Genomic DNA, 19,688 nt, shown 5'->3' with positions numbered 1-19,688 from the left:
ACCCGGGCCACCCGGCCCGGGTAATCGACAACCCCGTCAATCAGGGAGGCCACCATGGCCCGTTCCAACTCCACGCAGTCCAGCACCTCCACGCCGGCGGCCACTGCCAGCCCGCAGGACAACGCCCAGACCCAGAACGGCGAGAGCGCCGCCACGGCCGTTTCGGGCTCAACCGCGGACAAGGTCACCGACGAGAAACAGGATCTCAACGAGGTGCAGAAGGCCGGGCAGGCCAAGACGCATCCTCAGCCCGACTCGACACCGCCGCCGGCGGCTCCTGGCGCGCAGTCCCAGGCGCAGAAGGCCAACGAGGCGGTGCGCCCCGAGTCAGCGCTGCACAACCTCAAGAGCAATCAGCTGACCCGCGTGAAGTTCCTGCACCCGTGGCAGCGCTACGCGCCCAACGACCGCGCCGGCTTCGACCCGAAGACAGCGGCCGAACTGGTCAAGCGCGGCATTGCCGAGAGCCTCTGATCCATCGCCGGCGGCACGCGCCGCCGGCCCCATTCCTGAATTCGAGATTGCCCGATGCTGACCCTGGCCGATGTGAAACTGCAGCGCCGCATGGACCTGGACTACACCACCGAGGACGCGCTGCTGCAGCGGTTTATCGAGGCGGCTTATAGGCACGCCGAGGCACACACGCAAACCGCCATCCGGCCCCGATCCGAGACACTCGTCATCGATGGCTTTCCTCCGGTGGATCGAGCGATTGAGCTGCCGTGGTACCCAGTCCAAAGCATCGACGCGCTCGAATTCATCACGCCCAGCGGTGACAGCCAGCCGTTGGACGAAACCGCACTGCGTCTCGACACCCGCGACGACCCGCACCGGCTCTACCCGCGCTGGGGTGATCGGTGGCCCGCCACCATCGCCGAGCCCGAGTGCGTCACGATCAGCGCCTCCGTGGGCTACGAGAAGACGCCCGAGGATATCGAGCTCGCGCTCCTGCTGCTCATCGGCCACTGGTACGAGAACCGGGAGAGCGTGGTCATCGGCACCATCACCGCCGAAGTGCCGATGGGCGTCGAGATGATGTTGTTCGATTACCGCCGACACGCCGTGGGGTGAGAGATGCAGGCAGGAAAACTCAAGCAGCGCGTCACCCTGATGCGCCCAGTCGAAGGCCCAAAGGACAAGTATGGGCAAGCGACGACTGAGTTCGAAAAGATCGCTACTGTCTGGGCCTCGGTTGAGCCACTGCGTGGGCGCGAGTTCTTCGCCGCCCAGCAGGTGAATAGCGAGATCACCACTCGCATCCGGATCCGGTACCGCCGGGAGTTCGCCGCGGTTGCCGTCAACGAGTGGCGAATCGATTACGGCGGCCGCGTCTACGAGATCGACGGCCCGCCGATCGACACCAACATGAATCACACCCAGCTGGAGTTCATGTGTCATGAGCGGCTTTGAATTCGAGATCAGCGAGGAGGGCGCTTCTGAGATTCGTGAGCGACTCGCGGGGCTCGAGACCGAGCTACAGCAACGGGCTATCCGCGCTGGGCTGAATAGTGCCGGCAAGCCGATTGTCGAGACCATGCAGCAGCTCGTGCCTGTCGGTACCGGCGAAGACGCCGGCGCGCTCAAGCAGTCCATCGCCAAGCGATCGCTATCGAAGAATGCTCGCGGGCGTCTCGGTTTGGCCGAGAACGCGGTCGCGGTGCGCATCGGGCCGATCAAAAAGGTCAACGGCTACAGCCAGGCCTACGTCGGCAGCCTTGTTGAGCACGGCGTCAAACCGGGCACGCGCAAAGTGTTCCGCCGCATCGGCGGAACGCACAACCTCAAGCGCAGGCTCGCGCATATCCGTGCCTACACCTATCACCACCCGGGGCAGGCCGCTGAACCGTTCATGGCGCCAGCGCTTGCCCGCAACGAGACGCAGTTCGAAAGCCGTTTCTATGACGGCATGGCCGCCTATTTGAAACGCAAGGGAGTGTAACGATGCTCGAGGAGATCATCGATCGTCTGAGCGGCGAGAGCATCGACGCCAATCTCTCGAGCAAAGCCGACCCCAGCCTGGCGGATACCGCGGTCACCATGGCCGAGCTTCTCAATACGTTGGTATCCGATCGGGCCTACCCGCTCACTCTCCCGGAGAAAGAGCCGCTACCCAATGCCATCTACCAACCGATGGCGCGCAACTTCCTCGACGCCGACGGCTACCTTCTGGGCCGAGTCGACATCTACATGGTCACCCTGCGCGCGGCGCGCTTCGCCGATATCCAGCAGCTGACGCAGCAACTCGACCAAGCCGTCTCGGCGTTCGCTGGCGTCGAGTCCATCGAGATCACCGACGCTGCGCAGGAGTACGAAAACGACCAGCAGCAGTATCAGGCGCACTTCGAGATTCAGATCGCCACGCTCTCGACCGATACGCCCTCGCTGCCGGCCGCGTTCGTTCACACCGTATCGAGTGAAGCAGCGCCACCGCACACCACGTGCCGCCATCAGACAGTGACTGAATTCGTCGCGGTCGTGCTGGTGGCGAATCAACAGGAGATCGAGTCGCTGCGTTCTGATGCAGTCAGCGCACTGATCGGCCTGGAGCAACCTGGCGCCATGACCCCGCTCGAGGATATAGGCGGCCAGCAGGTCGCCGTCTCCGGACGGCACGTCTACTGGCGCGAACTCATGCGGTGGCAACGTCGCATACCCACCTGACCTCCGGAGAACACCATGCCCGAACGACAAGGCGGCAGCTACGTCATGAAAGACGGCGAGCCGACGTTGAAGCACCGCACCAAATCAGCTCAGCGTAAGCCGAAAGCCAGCGCTGCCAAGGCGGAAAAACCGGCCAAGGCCAAACCCACCGCGCCGAGCGCGCCCGCGAAGAAGGAGAACCACAATGCTGACGCGTAAGACGTTCGCGCTGGTCAAGGTCGAGTCGGAGTACGGCGTCGACCCGGGCCTGACCGTCGATAACATGCTGGCGCTTACCAATGCCAGCGGTACCCGGTACGGCGGCAACACCACCGACCGAACTCGCATGCGGCCGACACTCGGCGGTTTCGCTCAGATCAACACAGGGCCCAACGCTCAGGTAACGCTGACGCTGCCCTTGAAGGGCGCCGGTGCACCGGGCGATGTGCCCGAGTGCGGCGCGCTGCTGCGAGCTAGTGGGCACTCCGAGACTATTACAGCCGATGACGGCGAAGGTGCCGGAAAGGTCGTCTACCAGCCTGTCTCCGGCGGCTTCGAGTCGGCGACCGTCTACTGGATCACGGATAACCAGGTGCAGCGCATCACCGGCGCTCGAGGAACGGCGACGTTCAACCTGACCGCCGGCAGCGATCCCACCATCGAGATCGCCCTGACGGGTGCCTATAAGCGCCCCGAGGCATTCACGCTGGATGGCGAGTACGAAGAGCTGATCACCGAGATCCCGGTGAACAAGCAGAACACCAGCGACTTCAGCGTGCACGGCTACGAGGGGTGCGGCCAGTCGCTATCTCTCACGCAGAACAACACCGTGACCTGGCGCAACCTGATCAACTGCGAAGGCGCGCACATCACTGATCGCCAGAGCACGGGTCAGGTCAATATCGAAGCGCCGGACCTTGCGACGAAGGATTACTTTGCTGAGGTCGAATCGCACCAGCAGGTCAAGAAGGGCGCGATCGCGCTGGTCCACGGCACCAAGCCCGGCAACATCTTCGAGTTCAAAGCACCCGCGGTTCAGCTCTCGTCGATCAGCGATCAAGACCAGGACGGCTACGTCCATTGGCAGATGGACGCTCGCTTCCTGCCTGTGAATGGCGACGACGAGTACACCCTGACGTTCCGCTGATCACAGCCATTCAACAGCAACCCCATTGCGCCAAGCGTCGGCGGCCTCGCCGTCGGCGCTTCTTCCTGCCCCGAATTCTGGAGAGACCCAACATGGGCATCGTTATCGTCAAACAACCCACCGCCACCGTCGAGATGAACGTCGAAGTTCCCCAGGCAGGGCAACTCGGATACGACGTCACCTGGACGCTGCTGGATGCCGACGAACTGAAAGCGCTCGACGAAAGCAAGCGCGACATCACCGAGGTGCTCATCGAATACTGCAAAGGCATCGAAGGTCCGCGCGGTCTCGAGGAGAGCGACGCGCCGAAGAAGAACCAGCGCACCGTGGCCGAAATCGACGAAGCTGGCCTGCGCGAGATCCTGCAAATCAACTACTATCGCCGGGCCCTGGTGCAGAGCTTCTTCGCGACCCAGCAGGGACGGGCGGTCTACGCCGCAAAAAACTGAACGACCTCGGTGCCAGCTGGGCCGGCGGTGGGCACCGGGGGAGCCTCAAGGAAAAAGCCGCAGTGATCGGCGTACGCATCAAGAACCGCTACGCCCGCTCCAACGATACCGAGCTATGGCCGGACCACCGCGAAGCGTTCGAGCTTTTCGGCGCCTGTGCCACCCAGTGGCGGGTGATCGCTGGGATGGGAGGCGTCCACCACCAAGGCATCGACTACCCGGCGTTGGAATCCGTCATGCGCATGCGTGGCATCGAAGATCAGCCCGCACGGTTCGAACAGATCCGGCATATCGAAGCCGGGGCGTTGAGTGTGATGAATAAGCGGTGATTGGTTGTGTCGAGTGTTTCTACGTGGCTTATTGTTAGCGGTAAATCACAATCGGAAACGTGGAGGCGATATGTCAGACGGCGGCTATCAGGTAGTGGAACGCAAATACTTTGCCTGGCTGGGGCTATCGTGGTTCCTGTTTGCGATCTCCGCCGCCGCGGCGGCTATCGTGATTGCGAAATTCGGTATCTATGAAGTGGATCTACCTTACGCCGCGCCCGGTCAACATTATGACATTCCGGTGATCGTGGCTGCTGTGTCACAAGCGCTAGCCATGTTCTTGGTTGCCGGTGTCTTTACGATTCTCCACGGCATCCATGAGAGTGTCGTCGAGATACACAAGCTGGCCACGACCCCCTAGATAAACGGCCTATCAAATTTGACCCCGCCAAGGCGGGGTTTTTTTATGCCTGGAGAAAAGTATGGCGCGCAAGTATGAATCGGCGGTGCTGCTGACAGGCGACGCCACGGGGGCGGTCAAAGCGATCGATCTGACCGACGATCACCTGCGTCAACTCAATGCGCGCCAGGAACGTAACAAGAAAACCACGAAGGACCAGGGGGCTTCGTGGGAAACGCTGTCCACTTCTCTGAAAGCCGGCGCCGCCGCGATGGGGCTTTCCGTTGCTGGCATGGCCGCGTTGGGTACCAACCAGTTACGGGTCGTCGCCCAAACCGACCGGCTCGCCAAGTCGATCGGTGTGCAGACTGGTCAGCTTCAAGCGATGCAGTATGCAGCTCAGTTCGCCGGGCTCGAGCAGGACAAGATGGGCGACATCCTCAAGGATGTCGCGGACAAGATCGGCGACGCTGCCAGCAATGGTGGCGGCGAGGCGATCGACGTCATCAACAATCTGGGGCTGTCAGCGCAGAAGCTCGTTGCCATGTCTCCGGATGAGCAACTTCTGTCGATCGCGGAAGGACTGGACAAGCTGGGTAGTCGTGGCCAACAGGTCAATGCGCTGGAATCGCTTGGCAATGATGCTTCGCGGCTCCTACCGCTGCTCGAGAACAACGCCGCCGAACTGCGTCGGCTGATGCAGCAGGGCTACGATCTCAATGTCGCCATGAGCCAGGCCGACATCGATTCGTTCGTCGATGCTCAAAGCGCCATCGAGACGATGGGCTCGGCCGTACAGGGCCTGACAAACTCGCTGCTGATCGACCTGGCTCCAGCGATCACGGAAAGCGTTGAAGATATTCGTGAGTGGATCGACGAGATGGGCGGAATGGAGGTCGTCGTCGATCGGATCTCGACGGCGTTCGGTGTTGCCATTGATGTCGCGGAGGTGCTGTTCGCCATCTGGCTGGGCCGCAAAGCCTCGGCCGTATTGACGGCGAGCACTGGCCTTTTTCGGGGGCTCGGCACAGTTGGCACTGCTACGATGCTGGCGCTTCAGGGTGGCAGCGTAGGCCTGAATCGAGCGCTGCTCGTGACCCAAGGTCGTATCGCCGCGACAGCGGCTGCCAGTCGGGGTATGGCCGCTGCGATGGGGTTGCTGGGAGGTCCGGCAGGTGTGGCGCTTCTCGCTGCCGGCGCCATCTACAGCTATCGAGAGGAGCTAGGCCTTGTCGATCCGCTGGCCGAAGATGCTGACAAGTCTCTTCGAGACCTAGCCCAGGCGATCAAGGATGGCGACAAAGCGGCGCTCGACAGCAGCTATGAGACGCTATCACTCGAACTGCAGTCGGTATCCACCGAAGCCCGGCAGGCCATGCTGGATCTGCAGGAGCTCGAGGCGCGCCAGAAGTATTACGACAAATCCCACGGTGGTGTCTCCGATAGTGTCGCGGGAGAGATCGACAGCCAGAACCAGCTCATGGCCGGTCAGTGGGCGCGGATGGCAGAGCTCAATGAAGCGCTGGAGAAAATCCGCGAACGTCGAAAGGAGCTGTCAGCCGCCTCAAATTCAGATGACGTCGTCGTCGAAGGACAGAACCTCAAGTCGCTGATCAAGACGTACGACGACCAGCACACCAAGCTCGTGCAGCTCCGGGCCGATCGCGAAGCCATCTCGCAGGCCATGGCCGACGATCCCGAGCACGCCGACCAGTACCGTCGGATGCTCGGTGAGATCGACGGCCAGATCACCCAGCTGACCAAGTCGACCAAAGAGGACACCACCGCCAAGCGCGAGGCCGAGAAGGCGCAGCGCGAGCATCAGAAAGCGCTGGAGGATTCCGCCCAGGCCTACGCCGATCTATACGGCCAGCTGTCCCCGGTAGGCAAAGCGCAGGCCGAGTACCAGTCGACGCTCGCCAAACTGCAGGTTCAGGTCGACGAGGGCACCAAGAGCGAACTTGAGTATTACGCCGCTGTCGGCCAGGCCGCCACAGTCTACAACGACGCCGTCGCCGCGGCGGACCCGTACTCCGTCAAGCTCGAAGAGGTCGTCAAACAGTACGATTCCGCCTACCAGCGCGGGCAGCAGCTCGAACGGTCGTTGAAAGCGGTCAACGAGGCTTGGCGAAAAGACCCCGCCAACGGTGAGCAGTACGCGCGTGTCGTCGCCGGCATCCGCGACGAGATGCGCCAGCTCGCACTCGACTCCGACCCTGCTGCGCAGGAGATGGCCCGCGCCTGGGAGGAGGCCGCCGACCGCATCGACGAGACGTTTTCCGATGCGTTCGCGGGTGCCTTCGATGGGTTCGATGATTTCGCTTCGCAGCTCGAGGACGGGTTCAAGCGGTTGCTGGCTGAACTCGCGTATCAAGCCACGCTGCGTCCGATCGTCGTCGGGTTCACGTCCGACATGCAGACCGCGATGGGCATGCCCGGCCAAAGCGGCCAGACGCTCTCCGGCGGCGTCGACCAGGTTCTGGGCAATCTCGGCCTGGGTGACATGCAGTCGGTCGGCAGCAGCGCGCTCGACTATGGCCGCTCGCTGTTCGGTGGCGGTAGCAGCGCTGCCAGTGGCGGGCTGTACGGCAACGTCGCGACCAGCACTGGCGGTGGGCTTTACAGCAACGTGGCCACGTCCGGCGGCGGTCTCTACGGGAATATCGCGACCAGCGGCGGCAGCGGGTTCCTCGGCGGCTCGGCGTCCAATTTCAGCGGCATGTCTGGCCTCGCCTCGGCAGGTGCCGGGGTAGCGGGCAGCTACGTCGGCAACGAAGCAGGCTCGGCGCTGTTCGGCAAGCACGCCAACTCGAACTGGGGCGCCACCGCCGGCGGCATGATCGGCACGTATTTCGGTGGGCCTGTCGGGGCGTTCGCGGGCTCGGCGCTGGGCGGGATGGTCGACTCGGCGTTCGGGTCTGACCGCGTCGTCGGTGCCGGGCTGGTGCAGGACAACAGCCGCGCCGTCGATGATTTCTACGGCAAGACGGTCGACGGAGAATCGTGGTCACAGCGCGAGTCGCAGTACGGCCAGTTCGGGCTTTCCAGCAAGACGATGATGGAGCCCGACGAGCTGGCCGACTGGCTCGACCAGATCAAGGACGCCGACAACCTGTTGGCCAACGCCGGCAACTCAAGCCAGAAAACGTCCGTGCGTTCCGCGCTCGACGGCCAGAAGTGGAGCGAGGATGGCGGCGACAGCATTGCGGAGATCACCGAAGCGCGAACGAAGGTCATCATTGATGCGCTCAAGGATGCCTCGAGCGATGCGGTGGTGGATCTCATCGACAGCGTCGGCGAGATCACGGCCGACAACATGTCGACCAAAATCCCCGAGCTGGCCAACGCGCTGAAACTCGGCGATCTGATCGACGGGCTGTCGGGCAACGTGCAGGACTACGCCCTGCGCGTGGTGCGCGAGACCAACGGCAACGTCGAGCAGACCATCGATCAGCTGATGAGCGCGATCGAGAATTTCAGCGTCGTCGACGATACCGCCGACCGCCTGGGGCTCCGGTTCAACGACCTGGCGAATAACGCCGTCGACGCGGGCGACGATCTCGTCACCGCCGCCGGCGGCATCGATGCGTTCCGCACTCAGGCGAGCGCGTACTACGACGCGTTCTATACGGATGCTGAGCGCACCGAACGCCAGATCGAATCGCTCAACGACGTGCTGGCCGGTACCGGGCTGTCGGCTGACTCGACGCGGGATCAGTTCCGCGACGTGCTCGAGTCGCTCAACCTCAACTCAAGCGCCGGGCGCGACACGTACACCACGCTGATGAGCGTCGCCGGTACGTTCGCGGATGTCGTGCCTGCAGCCGAAGCGGCAGCGGACAGCACCGACGAGCTGAACCGGGCCGAGCAACAGCTGGCGGACAAGCGCACCGATCTCCAGATCGAGCTGCTCAAAGCGCGCGGTGACGACGAAGCGGCCCAGAAGCTGCAGCGCAAGGAGGCGCTCGAGGCGACCGACGAATCCCTGCGTTCGCTGCAGAAACAGGTGTGGGCGGCGCAGGACCAGACCGCCGCCGCCGAGGCCGCCGCCGAGGCCGCTGCCGAAGCGGCGGATGCCGCGGCGGAAGCCCAGGAGCGCTACGCCGATGCGCTGTCGAGTTCGCGGGATTATCTCGAGGGCGCGTTCCGCGACATCGGTTCGTATATCGATCAGCTCAACGCCACCGACGGTGGCCTGGCATCGCCGGGCGATCAGCTCGCCTCGGCGTCGTCAGCGTTCCGCGAGCAGTACGACCTGGCGCTATCGGGTGATCGCAACGCGCTGGACTCGATCACCCAGTACGCCGATCGATTCATCGACGCCCAGCAGGGGTGGTCCGGTTCAGGCGGTGAGACGGCATCCGTCGTCGACCGCATCGAGACGATGCTGGCGGCGCTGCCGGATCAGCTGACGCCGGAGCAGTTCCTTGCCGACGAGTTTTCGGGCGCGCTGGCGGGTCAGACCACCGACCTGATCGGCGCCATCGATCTCAATGGCGACGGCGTGCGCTCAGCGGTCGAGGCGGAGATCTCTGCGAACCTCGACGCCACGTCTGCGCTGTCGTCGAAGTTGGTCGAGCAGATGCAGCTCAACGGCCAGCGGGCGCTGACGCAGAGCGATATCCGCAGTGCGCTGGGCGTCACCGAGTCTCGCGCGGCAGAGATCCTCTCGTCGCTGGATCGCAACGGCGACGGCATCGTCACCGCGACCGAGATCGAAACGAGCAAGACGCGGGAATCACTGATCGAAGCGCTGCGCGATCGGTTCGGCGAGCTGGGCGATACGGTGCTGACGGTCGATCAGATCCGTGCCGAGCTGAACGGCAAAGCCACGGCGTCAGACATTGCCGCCGTGGTCTCTCAGCTCGACGCCAACGGCGATGGCATCGTCACTGCGACCGAACTGTCCGCCGCCGAGCAGACGTCGTCTCTCGTCGGCACGCTGCGCGAGCGCTTCGGCGATCTGGCGGGGCGCGTGCTGACGGCCGACCAGGTGCGCAAGGCGCTCGCCGGCAAGGCCAGCGACGCCCAGATCGAGGCGGTGATTCGCTCGATCGACAGCAATGGTGACGGCGTGATCACGCTCGCCGAAGCGCAGCGTCAGGCTACGTCCGGTCTCCCCGGTGCGATCGCAGCATCACTGGGGCCGCTGTTCGATTCGCTGGATCTCAACGTCGACGGGTTCCTGACGTTCGACGAGATGCGCGAAGCGCTGAACGGCATTGCCACTGACGATCAGCTGCGAGCGATCTTCCAGGCGTTGGATACCAACGGCGACGGCCAGATCTCGCGGCTGGAAGCGCTGCGGGATTCGACCGATCGCACGGGTGACAACACTAGCGACCTCTCCGGGCTGGGCGGCAAGACGCTGGGCCAGATCGGCTCGATGAACAATCACATCGAGAAAGACTGGCGCGAAGGCATCACCCAGCGTCAGCGCCTGACCGACATGCTCGACATCATGGAAGACAGCCTGGGTAGCCAGTTCCGCTCATGGGGCGAGAGTGACAACCGCCACATCACGAAAATGTGGCGCGAGACGATCTCGATCGATACCCAGGCGCAGCGGTCGGCCGACTTCCTCAAACGCATGTACGAGAGCGACTGGATCAATGGCAGCCACGCCACGGGCCTCGCTCGCGTGCCGTTCGATGGCTACATCGCCGAGCTGCACGAAGGCGAGGGCGTACTGACGGCGGAGCAGAACCGGCTTTGGCAGGCGCTGGGCGAAAGCGGCCCGGCCACGTTGCAGCCGCTGGTGATGGCCCCGCCGTCGGTATCGCCGTCGTCAGGTGCTGGGTCGATGGAGCAGCTGCTGCGCGACAACAACCGGCTGATGCGACAGAACGTCGAGCTGATGCAGCGCCTCGAGCAGCACGGCGCGGCCGGGGTGCGCGTGTCGTCCGAAGCCGGGCGGCGGCAGATCGCAGCGACCGAACAGGGCAACCGCTCGCTGGCACGGCTGGAATCCGAATCTCGACTGGAGAAAACCCGCGCATGACGTGGACATTGGAGATGGACGCCCTCGACCCCGGGGGCGATCCCGTCACGCTCCGCTATTCGTTGGGGCGTTACGACGACTCCGACGATAACGCCTTCGACCCCCGCATCGATCAGCCCGGCCATTTCAAAGCCGGGCTTTTTGCGGGCGCATTGATCGCCGGCGACCGCTCGAGCTATGGCGAGACGACGCTGATCAATGCCGACGGCGGGCTGGACTACCTCGCCGACTATGCCGTCGACGGGCGCGCGGCGGTGATTCGACGCGGTACCGGTTCCGATCGCGTCACCGTGCTGGCCGGGACCGTGGCGCGGCTGTCGTTCGAGACCGCTGTTGTGTCGGTGGTGCTGCGCGGTCCGCTCGAGCCGCTGCAGACGCCGCACCCGCAGCCGACGTATGCCGGCGACAACGTGCTGCCCGATGGGCTGGAGGGCACCGCCGACGACATCGCCGGCCAGGCCAAGCCGCTGGTGTTCGGCGAGGTGGCCAACGCCACGCCGGTGGCGGTCAATACCGCGCGGCTGATCTATCAGCTCTCAGCCCGAGACGACTGCGAGATCACCGCCGTCTATGACAACGGCGCCGAGCTGACCCGGGGCAGCGACTACGCCTCGGCCTCGGCGTTGCAGGGCACCGCGCCCGCCGCTGGCGAGTGGCGTGCGTATCGCGGGTTCGTGCGCCTGGGCGCGTCTCCGGTGGGCACGATCACGGTGGACGCCACGACCAGCGCGCCCAATGCCGGCGATGTGTTCTCGACGCTCGCCAGCGAGCGCGACTGGAACGTGAACGCCGCCGACGTGGCTGATCTCAATACGCTGGGCGCGGTGCGGCTCTACGTTACCGACCAGACCGACACGCTGGATCTGGTCGACCGGATCGCCGTCTCGGTGGGTGGGTATCTCAACCTCGAGCCCGACGGCACGTTGCGCTGCCGGCGGTTGGCAGCACCCGAGGGTGAGGCACCGATGCTGCAGCAGTACGCCATTCGCGATATCCGCCGCTCGGCGACGGGCGCCGGGGCGAACAGCCTGCCGGTAGGGCGGGTGACGCTCAATGCCGACCGGATCGAAACGACTCAGACCAACGTCGCCGGCAGCGTGTCATCTGGCCGCCGTGCGCGGCTGGCAAAGCAGACCCGGCAGGCGGTGGCCGAGAACGCGGCGACGCGCGAACGGCACCCGCTCGCCGGGGAACTCCAGATCGACAGCGTGCTGGCGTCGCTCAGCAGCGCCCAATCCGTCGCCGATGACCTGGCGGCGATTCTCGGCGTGCGCCGCGATGTCGTGACCGTCTCGGCGCGGGTCGAGGATCTTCCGGATATCACCGTCGGCGAGCTGCGAACCGTCGTCACGCCTCGCCTTGGCTACGGCGACGGCCGCGTGATGTTGGTCACCGGCTATCTCATCAATGCCCAGTCGGGCGATATCGATCTCAACCTGTGGGGGTGACATGGCGCTAGATCCCAAACGCCTGGTGCTGTGCTGGCCCAACTACATCGATCAGGCGACCGTCAGTGGCGGCGATTTCAAACCGTCGCTGCCGCTGGCCAACGTGCAGGACCGCCGGTTCGCGGTGGTGGCCAAGACCAACGGCCTCGAGCGCGAAGCGACCCAGATGCTGGTGCAGCTAGACCGCCGCCGCCCGGTGGCCGTGGTGGCGCTGCCAGCGCATAACCTCTCGTCGACGGCGAAATATCGCGTGCGGCTGTACCGCACCGCTGACGCCACCGACGAGCTGTGGGACAGCGGCGAGCGCGACGTCTGGCCGATCGTCTACGGCCTCAACGACGTGATATGGGGCAACCCCAACTTCTGGAATCGACGGATGGACGAGTCGACCCGGGAGACCTACACGCCGCTGCTGACTGTGTTCCCGCCCGATGCAGTGGTCGCCCAGGCGGTGCGCATCGAACTCTATGACCCGCGCAACGTCACCGGCGCGATCACCCTGGGGCGGGTGTTTATCAGCGATGCCTGGCAGCCCGAATACAACATGAGCTACGGCGTGCAGTACGGGCACAACACCGGCACCCAAGTGACCGAGGCCAAGGACCGCGCGCGCACGGAGTACTTCGACGACTACACGCCGAAACGCACGGTGTCGTTCCAGCTCGAGCACCTCGACGAGTTGGAGGCGTTCCTGAGCGTCTACCGGCTCCAGCGTACCGAAGACATCCGGGGCGAGATCCTGTTTCTGCAGAGCACGGCCAGTAGCCCGGTGAACTTCTCGCGGACGATGCTGGCGCGCCAGACGTCGCTCGACCCGCTCGTCAATCCGTACCTCGACACCCATTCCCACACGTTCAATCTTCAGGAGATTCTCTGATGGCCGAAGTGACATTCCCCGTAGAGTTCGGCGGTGACGGCAAGACCTACACCGACGATGCCGATCAGGATACCGGGCTCGACGATGTCGGCTACCAGACGCGGTTCGTCCCGGCGCTAGCGGGGTCGGTGGCCATGGCGGCATACGCGAAGAACCGCGCCGCCGCTGCCGAGGAGTTCGCGGAGACGTGCCAGCAGCTACGCGAAGACGTCGTCGCTCGTCAGAACGACGTGCGCGAGAAACAGCAGGCGGCGGCCGGCAGTGCCAATTCGGCGAAGACCAGCGAGACCAATGCCGGGGACAGTGCGGCGGCGGCGAAGGGCAGCGAGACGGCCGCCGCGAGCAGTGCCGCCAAAGCCAAGACCAGCGAGACCAACGCCAGCGGTAGCGCCGGGGCAGCGAAGACCAGTGAGACCAATGCCGGCAACAGTGCGACGGCGGCGAAGGGCAGCGAGATGGCCGCCGCGAGCAGTGCCACCAAAGCCAAGACCAGCGAAACCAATGCCAGCGGCAGTGCCAGCGCCGCCAAGAGCAGCGAGACCAAAGCGGGGCAGAGTGCCACGCAGGCAAAGGGCAGTGAGACGGCCGCCGCCGGCAGTGCCAGCGACGCGCAGCAAGCTGCAGCGCAGATGAACGCTGACGACATCATGCACCGGAAGGGCTCCGGCCTGCCGAATGAGGTGGGTACGGCCGCGAAGCGTGATGTAGGCACCGATAGCGGCAATGTGATGGAGGTTGGTGCGTTTGGGGTTGGGTCGACGCTGTCGCAGGAAGTCCAAGGAGATATCAATTCTGGTTCAGATAGAGGGGGTTTCTACTCTTTCACGCCCACCAATCCTAATGGTGGATTCGTTCGCTACGGAGGCTCTTTTATACACGTGCCGAGGGCTGGTCGTTCCTCAAGGCTACATTTCGACTACGGAGCCTCGAGGTTATTTCACCAGCATCAAGGAACAGATGGCTCATGGGGTGGGCCTGTAGCTGTAGTTGATGCGCGTACGATCGTCGGCTCCCTAGGGGATGGTTTGCCTGCCGTGATTGAGCGTGGCGAGAACAGTAATGGGCTGTACACCAAGTACGCGGACGGCCTACTGGTATGTTTCAAAGCCAAGGGCGAACTCAACTATCTGAACAGTTCAACAATTCGTGCCGATTGGACGTTTCCGCACTCTTTCGTGGGGGGGCAGCGGGTAGTGACAGCCACTTATACCGGAACATCGGGTATTGGGGCTCCTACGTCCAACTATCGGCAGGGCACGCCGTACGAACCCGACAATTCCAATACCGGTTCGAACATCGGATTTATCACGAACGCCAATTTTTCGAATCTGGGACCGGCGTACGCCAACCTCCTAGCAGTGGGATACTGGAAATGAATCTGAAGCTCTCTCCCCAACGCAGTGACCTCGCGGCTACTTTCTCGGCCTCCGGCACGGCGTTGACAGTCACGATCGGCGAGACCGTCGACACATTCGATTTCACCGACGCACCCGATGGCACGTTCGACGAGTTCTCAAGCGACGTGCTGCCGGTTTGCCCTCTGCTCAAGGCAACGAAGAACGGTGACGAGATAGTGGTCTGGGCGCTGGGCTGGTACGGCCCAGCGCCGGAGCGGGACTGGCAGCAGACGCCGGTGATGGATGATGACGGCGAGATCGTAGAATTCGTCCCCGAGCCGCTCGAGGAGTATCAGGTACGTCTGGCGGATTGGGAAACACTGACACAAGAACGCGAGGTAACGCTCTAATGGGCACCTTTACGCATACCCCCGCACCGACCGCCGAAGAACTAGCGGCCCGGGCGTTCGCCGTCAAGCGCGCGGCCTTCGTTGCCGAGCGTGCCGCGAAGGTCTCGCGGATCAAGGTGACGACCGAATCCGGTAACGTCTTCGACGGCGACGAAACCAGCCAGAACCGGATGGCCCGCTTCGTGGCCATGGCGGAAGACGGTGACACCATCCGCTGGGTGCTCGCCGACAACTCCGTTATTCAGGCTACCAAGGCTGAACTAAAAGAAGCCCTGACGCTGGCCGGCCAGGCTCAGGCGCAGCTGTGGGTCGAGGCGGAATAGCCGGCGATCGGAAAGAGAGGAGCGACCGCCCCGGGTGTTTGCCGCACCCGGGGCGGCCCCGACAAGAAGTCCATGCCAGCAAGCCGGCCAGGGCATCCCGTTTCGCGCAAGGCGAGGTATTCGTATCTTTCAGCTGGATATAAGTGGCTATGTGACATAAAGCTGGTCAAAACACGGTATGCACTGACTACAATGCTTTCAGCATTAACGTTAGTACGACTATAAATGCTGCCGACAAAGTAGGAATTGTTATTCTGTAATTCTCCGCGTTGGTTGGTTTTCCGCTCATTACATAAAGTATGAATGAGGTAAGTGTGATGCTGAGCACCATGGCCATGATTAAATACGTTGAGCGTTCATAAATAGCTAGCAAGGTAGTGGTTGCTATATATGCTCCGGCAACTCCGCAAAAGAGTATGTCAATCCTTTTCTGAAAATTTTCTTCAATATCCCAAGCTCTCGTGCATACCGTGAGAGTGGCTAATGTCGAGTACGCTAAAAGCGATGCCTTTACATCTCCGATGCCTATTATAGATCCGTCCTTAAACACCAAGATCGCGAGGTATAGAACGAAGCCGGACGACATTCCCAAAATTAAATCCCATGTTCTTTCCTTTAGTAGTGAGTTTTCGAACTTATGTAGCGAATGGTTTTTCAGAATTACGGAAAATATCTTATTTGCGAATGCATAGATTTTTATGATTACTAAGGTTAGCAGCCCAGCTGTGAAGTAGTAGGATGTAATAAATTTCTTTAGTAAATAGTTTTCTGGCATTTTCTCAAATCAATCCTGTTCTTTGTTAAATGTGCGGACGATACGCTTTCTATAGCATGGACTTCTCAGCGCTCGCCGAGGCCGTCGCCCAACCCGACCTCTTCGCTGACGACGGGCCCCGATACAACGTACCACCGGGTACGTTGGTCAGTGTTGCGCGCCGCGCTGATGATGAGGCGCTGGTGACGATCGAGCAGCTCTGGTGGGGATATCGGCTGGCGTGGGAGTGACACCACCCACGCCGGCCCCGACAAGCAGTCCATGCCTGCAAGCCAATTGTGATCAAAAGGCACCGGCCGCTAGTTGAATCCGATGGTCTGCGGTTCTCAAAACTCCTTCGAACACTTGTTGCATCGATAAGCGCGAATCGATTGGTCGATTTGTTTACCGACTGCATTGCCAGCTGTAGCGCCGAGACCCGCGCCGGTTAGCCAGCCTATCGCACCACCGGCAACGGCTCCAACGGCTGTGCCGATGCCAGGAACTATAGACCCTATGGCAGCTCCGGCTGCCGCGCCAGAAGCAGTTCCACCGTATGTGGCAGCCACGCCCACACCGGCGCCAGCCACTGTTCCTACAATTTCGCCAGTATTTTTAAGAACGACGTGACTATTATTTTCACAGGTAGGGCACTTAGGTATATCGGTCATGACTTTGCTCGGTTAACGATTATGCTGGGTTTATCGACAGCTCATCTCCAATTCTTGAGGCAAACTTTTCTTTAAAATCATCTACAATATGGCAATGTGCGGACGATACGCTTTCTACAGCATGGACTTCTCAGTGCTCACTGAGGCCGTGGCCCAGCCCGACCTCCTCGCTGACGGCGGCCCCCGATACAACGTGCCGCCGGGCACGTTGATCAGTGTCGCGCGCCGAGCTGACGAAGACGAGCCAGTCACGATCGAGCAGCTCTGGTGGGGATATCGGCCGGCGTGGGCGGATGCTACAGCCCCGCAGCCGATCAACGCGAAAGCGGAGACCGTCGCCACCAGTCGCTACTTCGCGCCCGCGTTCAAGCGCCACCGTTGTCTTATTCCCGCAGATGGATGGTACGAATGGCTATCCGTCGATGGTCGCAAGCAGCCGCATTTCATCACCCGCACCGACGAGCAGACGCTTTACCTGGCTGGCATCTGGACCGAGCGTGGCGAAGACAAACCCCCGGGCGTGGCGATCATCACGGAGCCCGCGCGGGGGAGTGCAAAAGAGGTTCACGATCGGATGCCGCTGGCGCTGGATAACGATTCGCTCGAGCCGTGGCTAGATCCGCATTTCACGGAACGCGACGCCATCCGTGGGGTCACTCGGCATATCGACGCGGGCCTGATCCGTCATTGGCCTGTGAGTACTGCAGTCAATAAGCCTGGGGATGATGGTACCGCTCAGCTGATCAATCCGCTGTAGGCAATCACTGACAGAACGCGTCGGCGTCCTCGCACTCAAGTGGGCTGGAGGGCAGTCGATACACTCTATGACATCAGTGCGAATCAACGCTGACGTTGTTTCCTGCGAGAGGTATTCGCCCTGGCCCGCGCGGCCGGGGCTTTTTTCATTTCAGGTGGGCCACCGGCAGCTCGTCCCACCGTGTGGTGTACCGGTTCGTCAGTAGCTCCGCTTTCAGCTTCCAGTCCGCTTTGCCCTTTGTGCCGCCTAGGCGCAGCGTGCCGCTTCCCATACGCTTGTTCAGCTCGTCCATCACCGCCGATGCCTTCGCCGATCGCTCGCGCTCTGCGTCGCTCTCCGGTGAATCGAAAATGTCGTGCTGCTGAGTCGCGTGGTCGACGAGGTCCAGCATCATCACGCCGGCTTTCATGTAGCGATAGCCATCGCGCCACATGCGTTTGAGCGCTGCCTGGGCGGCGCCGACGATCACGCGAGTGTCGTTGGTCGGGTGGGGGAGTTGGACGACCAGGGCGGGGTGATACTGCGCCAGGTCTTCGCGGTGCTTGTTCGTTTTCAGATGCACCTGGATCGCCCTGGCGACCGACCCCTGCTTCCGCAGCTTCTCGGCACCGCGGGCAGCGTGTGCGCGTATCGCTTGGCGCACCTCGTGCGGGTCGCTCGACAATCGCCCGAAACTGCGCGATGTCATGATGTTCTTTTTCGGCTCGCCGTAGTCGTCGGTATCGATGCAATCGATGCCGCGCAGCTCGTAGACGAGCCGTTCCTGCACGACCGAGAACCGTTGCCGGATCCGTTTGGGATCGGCTTCGCGCAACTGCCACGCGGTGACAATGCCCATCTGTGATAGCCGCTGGCCCAGTCGTCCTGACACGCCCCAGAGATCAGTGACGGGTAAATCCTCGAGGACCGCGCGCGTCTCGTCGTTGTCGGGCTGCATCAGGCAGACACCGTCGCGCCCCGCGCCTTTCTTGGCCCGCTTGTTGGCCAACTTCGCCAGTGTCCTGCTGGTCGATAGCCCCACGCTAACGGGTATTCCAGTGTTCCGCCGCACGACACGTCGCATCTCGATGCAGTGATCGATCAGCCCATCGAGGGGGAAACCGTCGAACCCGAGAAATGACTCGTCGATGCTGTAGATCTCGACGTCCGGCGTGAAATCCCTCAGCGTAGCCGTCACTCGCCGGCTCATGTCGCCGTACAGCGTGTAATTTGACGAGACCAGAATCAGCTCGCGGCGCACATTCGGCGGGATCTTGAACGTCGGTGCGCCCATCTCGACCAGCTCTTTCGCTTCGTTGCTCCGCGCGATCACGCAGCCATCGTTATTCGAGAGTACGGCAACAGGCCGACCCTCCCAATCAGGCCGGAACACACGCTCGCACGACGCATAGAAATTGTTGCAATCGACGAGCCCGATCATCCCCGGCCACCCCGATGCGAATGGACGTTATGAGTGACGACGCCCCAGACGTGACACTCGGCGTTGACCAGCGGGATCGGCTTGTAGTTCTCGTTGCCGGCGAGCAGATAGGGGCGCTGGCCGATTTTGCCGAGGCGCTTGCAAGTGATCTCGCCGTCGACAGCGATCACGACGATGTCACCGTCGGCTGGCTCAAGTGAGCGATCGACGACGAGAATATCCCCGCTGAATATCCCGTAGCGCTCCATCGAGTCGCCGGCAGCGCGGACATAGAACGTCGCGCTAGGGCGCTGCACGATGTGTGCGATCAGATCTAGCTCTGCCTCGATGTAGTCATCTGCGGGAGAGGGGAAACCGGCGCGAGCCTCACCCGCGGCGAGCGGAATCATTACTGGCTGCGCGCCCTGGTCGTACTGGCCCAGGTATTGAACAGGGATCGTCATGACGCTGCCTCCGTTTCCGCTGCGTTCCACGTAATGAGCGCCTCGGCAACGCCGACGCGAGATACCGAGACGTAGTCCAGTTCCTCGAACTCACTGAGCATGCGCTCCCACGCGGTGGGGGCATCCTCGTCGAAGCGGTAGACGGTGACCGCGAACTGCTCGCGATCGCGCGCCCGGGCGATCTGCTGCTGGATGCGACGGCTCAACTGCTGATACGACGTGGCGGCTTTGAATTGTGCGGACATGACAGCGTGCTCCCTAAGAATACTGTATGTGCGTACAGTATCGGGTAGACACGCGCGGCGGATCAAATAGCGAAATTTGGCTATAACGGTGATTGTT

General features: G+C 62.4%; 22 protein-coding genes. 18 read left to right on the top strand and 4 right to left on the bottom strand.

Annotated features, from left to right (window positions below; translation table 11 throughout):
• Nucleotides 1–54: 54 nt before the first annotated feature.
• From DOM58_RS13650 to DOM58_RS13575, 16 genes are all read left to right on the top strand, one after another.
• On the top strand, nucleotides 55–474 hold the full coding sequence (locus DOM58_RS13650) for a hypothetical protein (RefSeq protein ID WP_110693295.1): 420 nt from the start codon (nucleotides 55–57) through the stop codon (nucleotides 472–474).
• A gap of 54 nt (nucleotides 475–528) precedes the next feature.
• Nucleotides 529–1,071 (top strand): head-tail connector protein, encoded by a 543-nt coding sequence (locus DOM58_RS13645; protein WP_110693294.1) that lies wholly within the window; start codon nucleotides 529–531, stop codon nucleotides 1,069–1,071.
• A 3-nt stretch (nucleotides 1,072–1,074) separates the two neighbouring features.
• Nucleotides 1,075–1,410 (top strand): phage head closure protein, encoded by a 336-nt coding sequence (locus tag DOM58_RS13640; protein ID WP_110693293.1) that lies wholly within the window; start codon nucleotides 1,075–1,077, stop codon nucleotides 1,408–1,410.
• A complete protein-coding gene (locus DOM58_RS13635; RefSeq protein WP_110693292.1) occupies nucleotides 1,397–1,939 on the top strand; it encodes an HK97 gp10 family phage protein in 543 nt (180 codons plus the stop codon). Before DOM58_RS13640 ends, DOM58_RS13635 begins: the two co-directional genes overlap by 14 nt.
• A gap of 2 nt (nucleotides 1,940–1,941) precedes the next feature.
• Nucleotides 1,942–2,661: a hypothetical protein gene (locus DOM58_RS13630; protein ID WP_110693291.1), complete on the top strand. Its 720-nt coding sequence runs from the start codon at nucleotides 1,942–1,944 to the stop codon at nucleotides 2,659–2,661.
• 15 nt (nucleotides 2,662–2,676) lie between these two features.
• Nucleotides 2,677–2,859, top strand: coding sequence for a hypothetical protein (locus DOM58_RS13625; RefSeq protein ID WP_110693290.1), 183 nt, complete (start codon nucleotides 2,677–2,679; stop codon nucleotides 2,857–2,859).
• Nucleotides 2,846–3,787, top strand: a complete 942-nt coding sequence (locus tag DOM58_RS13620; RefSeq protein WP_110693289.1) for a phage tail tube protein — start codon at nucleotides 2,846–2,848, stop codon at nucleotides 3,785–3,787. The genes DOM58_RS13625 and DOM58_RS13620 overlap by 14 nt, the downstream gene beginning before the upstream one ends.
• A 92-nt stretch (nucleotides 3,788–3,879) precedes the next feature.
• Complete coding sequence (locus tag DOM58_RS13615) at nucleotides 3,880–4,236, top strand: hypothetical protein (protein WP_110693288.1); 357 nt, start codon at nucleotides 3,880–3,882, stop codon at nucleotides 4,234–4,236.
• Between the two features lie 62 nt (nucleotides 4,237–4,298).
• Nucleotides 4,299–4,565, top strand: coding sequence for a DUF1799 domain-containing protein (locus tag DOM58_RS13610; protein WP_110693287.1), 267 nt, complete (start codon nucleotides 4,299–4,301; stop codon nucleotides 4,563–4,565).
• Nucleotides 4,566–4,635: 70 nt separating this feature from the next.
• Entirely contained in the window at nucleotides 4,636–4,926 is a 291-nt protein-coding gene (locus DOM58_RS13605; protein WP_110693286.1) for a hypothetical protein, read from the top strand.
• 61 nt (nucleotides 4,927–4,987) lie between these two features.
• The gene (locus DOM58_RS13600; protein ID WP_110693285.1) at nucleotides 4,988–10,906 is read left to right on the top strand and encodes an EF-hand domain-containing protein; all 5,919 of its coding nucleotides are present in this window, start codon (nucleotides 4,988–4,990) and stop codon (nucleotides 10,904–10,906) included.
• Nucleotides 10,903–12,354, top strand: coding sequence for a hypothetical protein (locus DOM58_RS13595; protein ID WP_110693284.1), 1,452 nt, complete (start codon nucleotides 10,903–10,905; stop codon nucleotides 12,352–12,354). Before DOM58_RS13600 ends, DOM58_RS13595 begins: the two co-directional genes overlap by 4 nt.
• Before the next feature lies 1 nt (nucleotide 12,355).
• On the top strand, nucleotides 12,356–13,231 hold the full coding sequence (locus DOM58_RS13590; RefSeq protein ID WP_110693283.1) for a hypothetical protein: 876 nt from the start codon (nucleotides 12,356–12,358) through the stop codon (nucleotides 13,229–13,231).
• A complete protein-coding gene (locus tag DOM58_RS13585; protein ID WP_110693282.1) occupies nucleotides 13,231–14,607 on the top strand; it encodes a hypothetical protein in 1,377 nt (458 codons plus the stop codon). Before DOM58_RS13590 ends, DOM58_RS13585 begins: the two co-directional genes overlap by 1 nt.
• Nucleotides 14,604–14,978, top strand: a complete 375-nt coding sequence (locus DOM58_RS13580; RefSeq protein WP_110693281.1) for a hypothetical protein — start codon at nucleotides 14,604–14,606, stop codon at nucleotides 14,976–14,978. The genes DOM58_RS13585 and DOM58_RS13580 overlap by 4 nt, the downstream gene beginning before the upstream one ends.
• Nucleotides 14,978–15,301 (top strand): DUF4376 domain-containing protein, encoded by a 324-nt coding sequence (locus DOM58_RS13575; protein WP_110693280.1) that lies wholly within the window; start codon nucleotides 14,978–14,980, stop codon nucleotides 15,299–15,301. Before DOM58_RS13580 ends, DOM58_RS13575 begins: the two co-directional genes overlap by 1 nt.
• 187 nt (nucleotides 15,302–15,488) lie before the next feature.
• Here DOM58_RS13575 and DOM58_RS13570 read toward each other — a convergent pair whose 3' ends face one another.
• A complete protein-coding gene (locus DOM58_RS13570; protein ID WP_110693279.1) occupies nucleotides 15,489–16,076 on the bottom strand; it encodes a hypothetical protein in 588 nt (195 codons plus the stop codon).
• A gap of 29 nt (nucleotides 16,077–16,105) precedes the next feature.
• On the opposite strand from DOM58_RS13570, the gene DOM58_RS17880 reads away from it, so the two are divergent.
• Nucleotides 16,106–16,306 (top strand): SOS response-associated peptidase family protein, encoded by a 201-nt coding sequence (locus tag DOM58_RS17880; RefSeq protein ID WP_425353397.1) that lies wholly within the window; start codon nucleotides 16,106–16,108, stop codon nucleotides 16,304–16,306.
• Between the two features lie 508 nt (nucleotides 16,307–16,814).
• A complete protein-coding gene (locus tag DOM58_RS13560) occupies nucleotides 16,815–17,483 on the top strand; it encodes an SOS response-associated peptidase (protein ID WP_342588594.1) in 669 nt (222 codons plus the stop codon).
• A 145-nt stretch (nucleotides 17,484–17,628) separates the two neighbouring features.
• Here the strand turns inward: DOM58_RS13560 and DOM58_RS13555 are convergent, their stop codons facing one another.
• From DOM58_RS13555 to DOM58_RS13545, 3 genes are read right to left on the bottom strand one after another with little or no spacing between them, the layout of a single operon-like run.
• A complete protein-coding gene (locus DOM58_RS13555) occupies nucleotides 17,629–18,903 on the bottom strand; it encodes a Y-family DNA polymerase (RefSeq protein WP_110693277.1) in 1,275 nt (424 codons plus the stop codon).
• Nucleotides 18,900–19,346 carry a LexA family protein gene (locus DOM58_RS13550; protein ID WP_110693276.1) on the bottom strand — a complete coding sequence of 149 codons (447 nt, stop codon included), beginning with the start codon at nucleotides 19,344–19,346 and terminating at the stop codon, nucleotides 18,900–18,902. Before DOM58_RS13550 ends, DOM58_RS13555 begins: the two co-directional genes overlap by 4 nt.
• Nucleotides 19,343–19,591, bottom strand: a complete 249-nt coding sequence (locus tag DOM58_RS13545; protein WP_110693275.1) for a DUF1654 domain-containing protein — start codon at nucleotides 19,589–19,591, stop codon at nucleotides 19,343–19,345. The genes DOM58_RS13550 and DOM58_RS13545 overlap by 4 nt, the downstream gene beginning before the upstream one ends.
• Between the last annotated feature and the right edge of the window lie 97 nt (nucleotides 19,592–19,688).

This window comes from Salinicola halophyticus, from assembly GCF_003206695.1.
In the GTDB taxonomy this organism is placed as follows: Bacteria; Pseudomonadota; Gammaproteobacteria; order Pseudomonadales; family Halomonadaceae; genus Salinicola; species Salinicola halophyticus.
Note: the sequence above shows the minus strand (reverse complement) of the source record. Positions and strands in the feature narration are given on the sequence as shown.

Excerpts from the sequence above, each read along its gene's own strand:
- DOM58_RS13555 (WP_110693277.1), bottom strand. The coding sequence starts at position 18,903 with ATGATCGGGCTCGTCGATTGCAACAATTTCTATGCGTCGTGCGAGCGT.
- DOM58_RS13630 (WP_110693291.1), top strand. The coding sequence starts at position 1,942 with ATGCTCGAGGAGATCATCGATCGTCTGAGCGGCGAGAGCATCGACGCC.
- DOM58_RS13570 (WP_110693279.1), bottom strand. The coding sequence starts at position 16,076 with ATGCCAGAAAACTATTTACTAAAGAAATTTATTACATCCTACTACTTC.
- DOM58_RS13605 (WP_110693286.1), top strand. The coding sequence starts at position 4,636 with ATGTCAGACGGCGGCTATCAGGTAGTGGAACGCAAATACTTTGCCTGG.
- DOM58_RS13590 (WP_110693283.1), top strand. The coding sequence starts at position 12,356 with ATGGCGCTAGATCCCAAACGCCTGGTGCTGTGCTGGCCCAACTACATC.
- DOM58_RS13625 (WP_110693290.1), top strand. The coding sequence starts at position 2,677 with ATGCCCGAACGACAAGGCGGCAGCTACGTCATGAAAGACGGCGAGCCG.
- DOM58_RS13560 (WP_342588594.1), top strand. The coding sequence starts at position 16,815 with ATGGCAATGTGCGGACGATACGCTTTCTACAGCATGGACTTCTCAGTG.
- DOM58_RS13640 (WP_110693293.1), top strand. The coding sequence starts at position 1,075 with ATGCAGGCAGGAAAACTCAAGCAGCGCGTCACCCTGATGCGCCCAGTC.
- DOM58_RS13545 (WP_110693275.1), bottom strand. The coding sequence starts at position 19,591 with ATGTCCGCACAATTCAAAGCCGCCACGTCGTATCAGCAGTTGAGCCGT.
- DOM58_RS13585 (WP_110693282.1), top strand. The coding sequence starts at position 13,231 with ATGGCCGAAGTGACATTCCCCGTAGAGTTCGGCGGTGACGGCAAGACC.
- DOM58_RS13595 (WP_110693284.1), top strand. The coding sequence starts at position 10,903 with ATGACGTGGACATTGGAGATGGACGCCCTCGACCCCGGGGGCGATCCC.
- DOM58_RS13650 (WP_110693295.1), top strand. The coding sequence starts at position 55 with ATGGCCCGTTCCAACTCCACGCAGTCCAGCACCTCCACGCCGGCGGCC.
- DOM58_RS13620 (WP_110693289.1), top strand. The coding sequence starts at position 2,846 with ATGCTGACGCGTAAGACGTTCGCGCTGGTCAAGGTCGAGTCGGAGTAC.
- DOM58_RS13580 (WP_110693281.1), top strand. The coding sequence starts at position 14,604 with ATGAATCTGAAGCTCTCTCCCCAACGCAGTGACCTCGCGGCTACTTTC.
- DOM58_RS13600 (WP_110693285.1), top strand. The coding sequence starts at position 4,988 with ATGGCGCGCAAGTATGAATCGGCGGTGCTGCTGACAGGCGACGCCACG.
- DOM58_RS13550 (WP_110693276.1), bottom strand. The coding sequence starts at position 19,346 with ATGACGATCCCTGTTCAATACCTGGGCCAGTACGACCAGGGCGCGCAG.
- DOM58_RS13575 (WP_110693280.1), top strand. The coding sequence starts at position 14,978 with ATGGGCACCTTTACGCATACCCCCGCACCGACCGCCGAAGAACTAGCG.
- DOM58_RS17880 (WP_425353397.1), top strand. The coding sequence starts at position 16,106 with ATGTGCGGACGATACGCTTTCTATAGCATGGACTTCTCAGCGCTCGCC.
- DOM58_RS13645 (WP_110693294.1), top strand. The coding sequence starts at position 529 with ATGCTGACCCTGGCCGATGTGAAACTGCAGCGCCGCATGGACCTGGAC.
- DOM58_RS13635 (WP_110693292.1), top strand. The coding sequence starts at position 1,397 with ATGAGCGGCTTTGAATTCGAGATCAGCGAGGAGGGCGCTTCTGAGATT.
- DOM58_RS13615 (WP_110693288.1), top strand. The coding sequence starts at position 3,880 with ATGGGCATCGTTATCGTCAAACAACCCACCGCCACCGTCGAGATGAAC.